This window comes from Pseudomonas kitaguniensis, assembly GCF_009296165.1.
Classification (GTDB): Bacteria; Pseudomonadota; Gammaproteobacteria; order Pseudomonadales; family Pseudomonadaceae; genus Aquipseudomonas; species Aquipseudomonas kitaguniensis.
Map to the genome: position 1 here is coordinate 18806 of NZ_VUAZ01000040.1, position 9468 is coordinate 28273.

The window sequence follows — 9468 nt, forward strand, 5'->3', positions numbered from 1 at the left end:
GCGCAAATGCAAAGCATTACCATTCACGCGCATTTTCTCTACTCACTTTTTGGATACATTCCTTGATGCCTGCCTCTCGCCTGACGCCCATCACTTTTGGGCTCTCTGTTCTGCTGTCTGCTGGTTTTGTGGGTGCTACCACGGTGTTGCCCGAGACTTCGATCAGCGCCGAAGCTGACGAAGACGACCCGCGCGTCAAAGAGACCAACACCGCCACGCGCACAACCACTGCGGTGCGGTATGTGCCCCAGGCCATCGATTCAGTCAAAACCGAAAACCTGCGCTCCTACGGCACCAACGATTTGGGCCAGGCGTTAAGCGGCATTCCCAACGTGAGCAGCGGCGCCGACACGCGTTTTGACAGCCTGCGTATTCGCGGCTTTGACGCGAGCAATGACTTCTATCTGGACGGTATTCGCGACGACAGCCAGTACGTGCGCGACCTGCATAACATCGAGCGCATCGAAGTGCTCAAAGGCCCGGCTGCGGTGCTTTACGGGCGAGGTGGCCAGGGCGGTATCGTTAACCGCGTGAGCAAACTGCCGCAGGCCGGGCGCAGCTCGAGCATCGAAGCGCAAGGCGGCAGCAATGATTTGCGCAGCCTGTATGCCGACCTCAGCACCGACCCCAGCGATAACATCAGCCTGCGCTTGAACATGGGCAACCAGGACAACAACAGTTTTCGCGATGGCGTGAGTGGCAGCCGCCAACTGTTTGCGCCGTCGATGAGTTGGCAACTGACGCCCGAACTCAATTGGTTGGTGCAATACGAATACAGCCGTTACAACCGCACGCCAGACCGCGGTATTCCAGGGGTTAACGGTCGCCCGGCGGACGTGAGCCGCAGCAGCACCTATTTTGATAGCCGCGATTACATCGACGACAAGTCCCAGTCGCTGCGTTCCAAGCTCGCCTATGAACTCAACGACAACTGGCAACTGCGCCACACACTTGGCGTGTTCAAGCTCGACAGCGATTTCGACAACACCTACCAAACCGGCTACGACGCCAGAACCCAGCAAGTCACGCGCCAGCGCTGGCAGCAAGACCTGACTACCCGCAACGTCTTCAACAACCTTGAGCTGGAAGGCGGCTTTGATACTTTCGGCCTGGAACACCGCCTGCTCAGCGGGCTTGAGCTGGGCAGCCAGCGCCGCGATCCGAAGCTGTACACGGCCACTGCCGTGAACCGTGGTGGGCAAGCGGTGCCGAGCCTGAACCTCAATCAACCCAACCGCCATTTGAGCCACACCGGGCGGATGAGTGCGTCGAGTAACAACCACACTGAAGTCGAAAGCCGCGCGCTGTATGTGCAGGACCAACTGCGCCTGAATGATCAATGGCAAGTGTTGGCCGGCTTGCGCTACGACGATTTCGAAGTCGACACGACCAACAAGCTGCTCAACACCGAGCAGGCGGTTAAGAGCCACAGCACCAGCCCGCGCGTGGGCCTGGTGTGGACGCCGTTTGAAAATCACTCGTTCTATGCGTCGTGGAGCAAGACCTTTTCGCCGGCGGGCGGCGGCTTGATCGGCATCACGCCGAATGCGGCAGGCAGCGTCAATGACTTGAGCCCCGAGCTGACCAAGCAAAAGGAAATCGGGGTAAAAAGCGACTGGCTCGACGACCGCCTCAGCACCACGCTGGCGGTGTACGAATTGGAACTGTACAACCGCCGCACCAGTGACCCGCTGGACCGCACCATCACCCTGCTCAGCGGCTTGCAACGCTCACGCGGCGTTGAGCTGACGGCCACCGGCAAGCTGGTGGGTAATTGGTCGGTGCGCGGTGGCATTGGCCTGCAAGATGCCACGGTCGTAAAGGACAACAACGGCTTTGAAGGCAAGCGCATCAGCGATGTGGCCAAACGTAATGCCAGCCTGTTTGTCACCTGGAAGCCAGAAATGGGCTGGTACGCGGAAACCGGTTTGACCCTGGTGGGCGACCGTTATGCCGACAACCTCAACACCGTGGTGCTGCCCGGTTACGGCCGTTGGGACGCGCTGGCCGGGTTCCGTCAAAAGGCATGGGATGTGCGGGCGGCGCTGAATAACATCGCCGATAAAAACTACTACGCCTCGGCGACCAGTGCAGCGCAAATTCAACCGGGCGAACCGCGCAGTTTGGTGGTGACGGGCACTTACAGCTTCTGAAATTCGCCTTGAAAACCCGGCCAGCGTGCTGAGCGGGGCGTGTGTGGCGAGCGGGCTTGCTCGCCACCACAGCACCTTTACTGGGGATGCCGGTTAGTTTTTCATCAGCTCGCACAACACACTGACTTCATCCTCACTGAACAACCCCGCGGGGTAACGTTCACTGAACACGCTGCGCAGGTCCGGCTCCCTCACCCTTTTGGAGCCGTTAGCTTTCAACCAGAGCGCCAGCGCGTGGATCTCATCACCGTTAAGCCGCGCCGGGTGGAACGGGCGCGTGTAGATCGGGTTGGTATCGGCATTCATTTGCGCGCTCTCTCCTGCTGCGTGAGCGGCTAACTTACTCAAGGTTTGTGACAGAACTATGCAGCCGTCGCCTTGGGTCACTGTGGTAAACCCGATACAAGCACTGTGCCAGTTTCACGTGTTTATAAGCATTCACCCACAAAAAAGCCCGCAACCTGGCTGGGCCGCGGGCTTGCTGTGAGCGCTACACCTGCGTAGTGCTCTGGTGTCGCCCAAGCGCTGTTACAACTGCACTCAGTTTTTATGCGGGGCCGGCTGTTGTTGGGTCAGGCAGTGGATATTGCCGCCGCCCAGTAACAGTTCGCGCCCTGGCACCATCACCACTTCGTGTTGCGGGAACAGGTTCTGCAGGATCTGCTGGGCCTGGCTGTCCAGCGGGTCGTCGAAGCTTGGCGCGATGATGCCGCCGTTGACGATCAGGAAGTTAACGTAGGAACCGGCCAGGCGCACGCCAGGGTTACGTTCCTGGCTGCCGTCGACCAGGTCGACACCGGCGCACTCTTCCTCGGTGGCGTACAGCGGCCCCGGAATCGGCATTTTATGCACTGTTAACGCGCGGCCCTGGGCGTCGGTGCTGTTTTGCAGCACGTCCATGGCGGCGTGGCAGCGCGCGTAGTTCGGGTCTTGCGGGTCGTCGGTCCAGGCCAGCAACACTTCGCCGGGGCGCACGTAGCAGCAAAAGTTATCCACATGGCCGTCGGTTTCGTCGTTGAACAGGCCGTCCGGCAACCAGATGATCTTATCCACCGCCAGGTTGGCGCTGAGCACTGCTTCGATGGCCGCACGATCCAGGTGCGGGTTGCGATTGCGGTTCAACAGGCATTCTTCGGTGGTGATCAGCGTGCCTTCGCCGTCGACGTGAATAGAGCCGCCTTCGAGCACAAAACCTTCGGTGCGATAACGCGGCGCGCGCTCAAGCTCGAGGATCTTGCCGCCCACCTGCGAGTCGCGGTTCCACGGCGCATACAGGCCGCCGTCAAAACCGCCCCAGGCATTGAAGTCCCAGTTTACGCCGCGCACTTCGCCGCTGTTGTTGATCACGAAGGTGGGGCCGGTGTCGCGGACCCAGGCATCGTCGCTGGCCATTTCCACCACGCGAATATTGGGCACGTCGAGGCGCGCGCGGGCGTTTTCGTACTGACCGGCAGAAACGCAGACCGTCACCGGCTCAAAGCGCGCAATGGCTTTGGCCACCGCCACATGGGCCGCCTGCACCGGCTTGCCGCCCAGGCGCCAGTTGTCCGGGCGCTCGGGCCAGATCATCCAGGTTTGGGTTTGAGGCGCCCATTCGGCGGGCATGTAGAAGCCATCGGCGCGAGGTGTGCTGTGCAGGGTGGTCATGGCGATCAAGGCTCCGAATGGGGTGAAGGCCGACTTTATAACGGATAAAAATCGGCTTTAAAAGCAATAAAAAGAGACGAATCTCAAAATTCACGATAGAAAGCCGATAATAATCGACTCTCTATGACGGGGTATTCAACACCTCCGACAACAAGCCGACGAAGAAGTCCACAGTGCGTCGGCAAATCACCCTCGGCGACGCGCTCGCACCGGCATGTTTTCAGAACAAACCGGCCTCCGCTGCTGTCAGTCAGTGACGCTGCTCACGCAATTGCGTCGCCTGCTGAATGCTCATCTGTGGGCCAGGCGAACCGGCACTATTGTGACGACTTCTGCGTGTTCAGGCGTCTATATCGCCATTGTCAGGGGCCGTTAATCAAGCCCTCACTCTCTGCGCACTTGCATCGGCCCGATTCACAACTCAAGCTATGCTTAATTCGCCCTGTGTCCGTCTAAGGAAAAGGCTCTCGACATGCGCATTCTCATCACCGGCGGTGCCGGATTCATCGGCTCTGCCCTGATCCGCCATCTGATTCAACACACCGAGCACGAAGTGCTCAACCTGGACAAACTCACCTACGCTGGCAACCTTGAGTCGCTGGCGAGCATCGCGTCTAACAGCCGCTATGAGTTCGTGCAGGCCGATATTATCGACCAGGCCACCGTCAGCGCTGTGCTGGCGCGCTTTGAGCCCCAGGCGATCATGCACCTGGCCGCCGAGTCGCATGTCGACCGTTCCATTGACGGCCCGTCGGATTTTATCCAAACCAACATCGTCGGCACTTACAGCTTGCTGGAGGCCACCCGCGCCTATTGGCAAACGCTGGCTGAGCCTGCCAGGAGCGCGTTCCGCTTCCACCACATCTCTACCGATGAGGTGTACGGCGACCTGCACGGTGTGGACGACCTGTTCACCGAAACTACGCCCTACGCGCCAAGCTCGCCGTATTCGGCCAGCAAAGCGGCGTCCGACCACTTGGTCCGCGCCTGGCAGCGCACGTATGGCCTGCCGGTGCTGTTGACCAACTGCTCGAACAACTACGGGCCGTTCCACTTCCCTGAAAAGCTGATCCCGCTGGTCATCCTCAACGCCCTCGCAGGCAAGCAGTTGCCGGTTTATGGCGATGGTTTGCAGGTGCGTGACTGGCTGTTCGTCGAAGACCACGCGCGCGCACTGCTGAAGGTAGTGACCGAAGGCGTGGTCGGCGAGACCTACAACATCGGTGGCCACAACGAACAAAAGAACATCGACGTCGTGCGCGGCATTTGCGGCCTGCTGGAAGAACTGGCGCCGCAACGCCCGGCTGGCGTGGAAAAATTTACCGACTTGATCACCTTCGTCAAAGACCGTCCGGGCCACGACCAGCGCTACGCGATCGATGCCAGCAAGATCGAACGCGAACTGGGTTGGGTCCCGCAAGAAACTTTTGAAACCGGCCTGCGCAAAACCGTGCAGTGGTACCTCGATAACCTGGAATGGTGCCGCAGGGTCCAGAACGGCAGTTATCAGGGCGAACGATTGGGCAACACAGACAGCAAGGATTTGATTGCATGATGAAGGGAATAGTATTGGCCGGCGGTTCCGGTACCCGTTTGCACCCCATTACTTTGGGTGTGTCCAAGCAGTTGCTGCCCGTGTACGACAAGCCAATGATTTACTACCCGATCTCGGTGCTGATGCTGGCAGGGATCAAAGACATTCTGGTGATTTCCACCCCGGTGGATTTGCCGCAGTACCGCAACCTGCTGGGCGACGGCAGCCAGTTTGGCGTGCGTTTCAGCTACGCCGAGCAGCCGTCTCCGGATGGTCTGGCGCAAGCGTTTATCATCGGTGAAGAATTCATCGGCAACGATCCGGTGTGCCTGATCCTCGGCGATAACATCTTCCACGGCCAGCATTTCGGCGACCAACTGCGCAGCGCAGCGCAACGCCCGTCCGGCGCCACCGTATTCGGCTACTGGGTCAAAGACCCGGAGCGTTTCGGCGTGATCGATTTCGACAAAGAAGGCCGCGCCCTGTCGATCGAAGAGAAACCGACGTCGCCTAAATCCAGCTACGCCGTGACCGGTCTGTACTTCTACGACAACGACGTGATCAGCATCGCCAAGGCGGTCAAACCGTCGCCACGCGGCGAGTTGGAGATCACCGACGTCAACAACGCCTACCTCAAGCGCGGCGACCTGCATGTTGAACGTTTCGGCCGTGGCTTTGCCTGGCTCGACACCGGCACGCATGACAGCTTGCTCGAAGCCTCGACCTACGTGCAGACCATCGAACACCGTCAGGGTTTGAAAGTGGCTTGCCTGGAAGAGATCGCCTACGAGAACGGCTGGATCGACCGTGATTACCTGCTGGAACGCGCCAAGTATTTCGGCAAGACCGGCTATGGTCAGTACTTGTACTCGCTGGCCGGAGACAACAAGTGAATGTAGTTGAAACCACATTGCCCGGTGTGCTGATCCTCGAACCTAAAGTGTTCGGTGACGAGCGCGGCTTTTTCTACGAGAGCTTCAACGCTCGCGCCTTTGAAGAAGCCACGGGGCTTAAGCGTGATTTCGTGCAGGACAACCACTCACGCTCGCAAAAGGGCGTGCTGCGTGGGCTGCATTATCAGCTCGAACACACGCAGGGCAAACTGGTGCGCGTAAGCGCCGGTGAAGTGCTGGACGTGGCCGTAGACATCCGCCGCAGCTCGCCGAACTTCGGCCAGTGGGTGGGTGTGCGTCTGTCGGCGCAGAATCATCGCCAACTGTGGGTGCCGGAAGGTTTTGCTCATGGTTTTGTGGTGTTGAGCGACTACGCCGAGTTCCTCTACAAGACCACCGACTACTACCAGCCGAGCGCCGAACGCAGCATTCTGTGGAATGACCCGACGTTGGCCATCGACTGGGAACTCACCGAAGCACCGCAGTTGTCCGCCAAGGACCAAGTGGGTAAACCTTTGCTGGAAGCCGACCTGTTCCCATGAAAATCCTCATCACTGGCCAACATGGCCAAGTCTCGCGCGAGCTGCAACAGCGGCTCCAGGGCCTCGGCGAACTCGTGGTGCTGGGCCGCGACCAGCTTGACCTGGCCAACGTCGAGCAGATTCGCCAGCAAGTGCGCGCGCATCGCCCAGGTTTGATCATCAATGCCGCGGCCCACACCGCGGTCGACCAAGCCGAAAGCGAGCCGGACGCGGCGTTTGCGATCAACGCGATTGCCCCTGGTGTGTTGGCCGAAGAAGCCAAGGCGCTGGGCATCCCGTTGATCCACTACTCCACCGACTACGTGTTCGACGGCAGCAAACCTGCGCCCTACACCGAAGCCGATGTGCCTAACCCGCTGGGCGTGTACGGCCAGAGCAAGCTGGCGGGCGAACAGGCGATTGCGGCGGTGGGCGGCGACTACCTGATATTGCGCACCAGTTGGGTCTACTCCAACCACGGCAAGAACTTCCTGCTGACCATGCAGCGCCTGCTGCAAGAGAAGCCGCACATGCGCATCGTCGCCGATCAGATCGGCGCGCCGACGTGGGCAGGCACGATTGCCGACAGCACACGCGCGTTGATCGAACGCTGGCAGGCAGGCCAGGCCGGTGAATGGGGTGTGTACCACCTGACCGCGCAGGGCGAAACTTCTTGGTTCGGGTTTGCCGAGGCGATTGGTCAACACCTTCGCAGCCAAGGCAAAGCCTGCGCCGAGCTGGAAGCGATCCCTTCCAGCGCGTACCCGACGCCAGCTCAGCGCCCGCTGAACTCGCGCCTGGACTGCAACCGCCTGCAACAGCACTGGCAGGTCGGCCAACCGCAGTGGCAAGACGCATTGCGCGAGTGTCTTGCACAGCCGCACTAGGCATAATGCGCCTGTCCCCACAGGCGCACGACTCCCATGACTCCACCCCTTCCGCGACGACCCCGCTGGCGCAGCCTCGCTTTGCTGGCGCTGTGCCTGGCTCCGCTGCTATGGCCGCTGGAGCATTTGGCCGAGCGCTATTACCGCAGCGAACTGGCCGGGCAAAACCGCCAAACGCTCGACCTGTACGTCGCCAACCTGCTCGGCACCCTGCACCGCTATGAGGTGCTGCCGCAAATTCTCGGCGATTTGCCGGCCCTGCGCACCGCACTGGACGCGCCGCACGTCAGCACCAACCTGACCAACGCCAACGTGCTGCTCAAGGACGTCGCCGCCCAGGCCGGTGTGGAAGTGATGTACCTGATGGACACCAACGGCAAGACGCTCGCCGCCTCCAACTGGGACAAACAAGACACGTTTGTCGGGCGCAATTTCTCGTTTCGCCCGTATTTCAGCGAAGCCATGGCCGGGCGCCTGGGGCGGTTTTTCGGGCTGGGCACCACGTCGGCCAAGCGCGGCTACTTCTTCGCCGCTGCTGTGCGCGATGGGGACAAAATTATCGGCGCGCTGGTGGTCAAGGTTGACCTGGACCACACCGAAAGCCTGTGGGGCAACACGCCCGAACAATTGCTGGTGACCGATCACAACGGCGTAGTCATCCTGACCTCACGCCCGCAATGGCGCTTTCGCGCTACGCGGCCGCTGACCCCGGAAGAACGCCAGGCGATCATCGCGATCCAGCCCTACCCGACGCGCGACCCGCAGCCGCTGGCACTCAGCACCACGGCGTGGCTGCGCCAGTCTTCTGCCATCGCAGAGACCGGCTGGAACGTGGAAATTCTCGCGCCCAAATCGCTGATCAACCGCCCGGTGCGCACGGTGGTCGCAGTGGGTGGCGCCACGCTCTTGGTGTTGATGCTGTTGCTCGGTTTGATGATGCAACGTCGGCGCCATTACCTGGAGCGCATTGCCTTCGAAGCCAAGGCGCGCCGCGAGCTGGAGATGCGCGTGGTCGAGCGCACCAGCGACTTGGAAGGCCTCAACCGCCGCTTGAAACAGGAAGTGCTGGAGCGCGAACACGCCCAGCAAGAACTGGTGCGCGCCCAGGATGACCTGGTGCAAGCAGGCAAGCTGTCTGCGCTGGGGACCATGTCGGCGAGCATCAGCCACGAACTCAATCAACCCCTCGCGGCGATTCGCAGCTACGCGGAAAACGCCGAGATTTTGCTCGACCATGAGCGCACCAACGATGCACGCGGCAACCTCAAGCTGATCAGCGAACTGACCGGGCGCATGGCCTCGATCATCGCGCACCTGCGCGCGTTCGCCCGGCGCGACCGGCATGCCCCGGAAAGCGTGGCCCTGCAACCGGCGCTGGACGACGCGCTGGCGTTGCTGGCCAAGCGGCGGCGGTCGATGGAAGTCGAGCTGATCCGCGACTTGCCCGAGGCGACCTTGTGGGTGCAAGCCGGCGAAACCCGGCTGCGCCAAGTGCTGGGCAACCTGCTGGCGAACGCCCTGGATGCGCTCACCGAAAAAGGCCCGCCGCGCAAACTCTGGCTCAGTGCGCAAACCACCGAGCAGGGCGTCAACCTGACCATTCGCGACAACGGCCCGGGCTTTTGCATGGAAGCCCTGGGCCGCGCCAGCGAGCCGTTTTACACCACCAAGACGCGCACGCAAGGCCTGGGTTTGGGCCTGGCGATCTGTGACACCCTGATGCGTGCCTTTGGCGGCGAATTGTTGTTCGCCAACCACAAGGAAGGTGGCGCGCTCTTAACCTTGAAATTGCGTGCCGGCTCGCCGGGCGTCAGTCTGCAACCGTCCGAGGAC

Annotated in this window: 8 protein-coding genes; 6 read left to right on the top strand and 2 right to left on the bottom strand. The window is 60.9% G+C overall.

What is annotated here, in order from left to right:
- Window positions 1-65 precede the first annotated feature (65 nt).
- Window positions 66-2153: a TonB-dependent receptor gene (locus F0169_RS07750; RefSeq protein ID WP_152746171.1), complete on the top strand. Its 2088-nt coding sequence runs from the start codon at window positions 66-68 to the stop codon at window positions 2151-2153.
- Between the two features lie 93 nt (window positions 2154-2246).
- Here F0169_RS07750 and F0169_RS07755 read toward each other — a convergent pair whose 3' ends face one another.
- The gene (locus tag F0169_RS07755) at window positions 2247-2459 is read right to left on the bottom strand and encodes a hypothetical protein (protein ID WP_152746172.1); all 213 of its coding nucleotides are present in this window, start codon (window positions 2457-2459) and stop codon (window positions 2247-2249) included.
- Between the two features lie 234 nt (window positions 2460-2693).
- Entirely contained in the window at window positions 2694-3800 is a 1107-nt protein-coding gene (gene aguA, locus F0169_RS07760; RefSeq protein ID WP_099241017.1) for an agmatine deiminase, read from the bottom strand.
- Window positions 3801-4272: 472 nt separating this feature from the next.
- On the opposite strand from aguA, the gene rfbB reads away from it, so the two are divergent.
- From rfbB to F0169_RS07785, 5 genes are all read left to right on the top strand, one after another.
- Window positions 4273-5355 carry a dTDP-glucose 4,6-dehydratase gene (gene rfbB / locus F0169_RS07765; RefSeq protein ID WP_099241019.1) on the top strand — a complete coding sequence of 361 codons (1083 nt, stop codon included), beginning with the start codon at window positions 4273-4275 and terminating at the stop codon, window positions 5353-5355.
- Window positions 5352-6227, top strand: coding sequence for a glucose-1-phosphate thymidylyltransferase RfbA (rfbA, locus tag F0169_RS07770; RefSeq protein ID WP_058413108.1), 876 nt, complete (start codon window positions 5352-5354; stop codon window positions 6225-6227). The genes rfbB and rfbA overlap by 4 nt, the downstream gene beginning before the upstream one ends.
- Window positions 6224-6769 (top strand): dTDP-4-dehydrorhamnose 3,5-epimerase, encoded by a 546-nt coding sequence (rfbC, locus tag F0169_RS07775; protein WP_058413107.1) that lies wholly within the window; start codon window positions 6224-6226, stop codon window positions 6767-6769. Before rfbA ends, rfbC begins: the two co-directional genes overlap by 4 nt.
- The gene (rfbD, locus tag F0169_RS07780) at window positions 6766-7635 is read left to right on the top strand and encodes a dTDP-4-dehydrorhamnose reductase (protein WP_058413106.1); all 870 of its coding nucleotides are present in this window, start codon (window positions 6766-6768) and stop codon (window positions 7633-7635) included. The genes rfbC and rfbD overlap by 4 nt, the downstream gene beginning before the upstream one ends.
- A 36-nt stretch (window positions 7636-7671) precedes the next feature.
- On the top strand, window positions 7672-9468 hold a 1797-nt coding region (locus tag F0169_RS07785), incomplete at its 3' end, for a sensor histidine kinase (protein WP_152746173.1).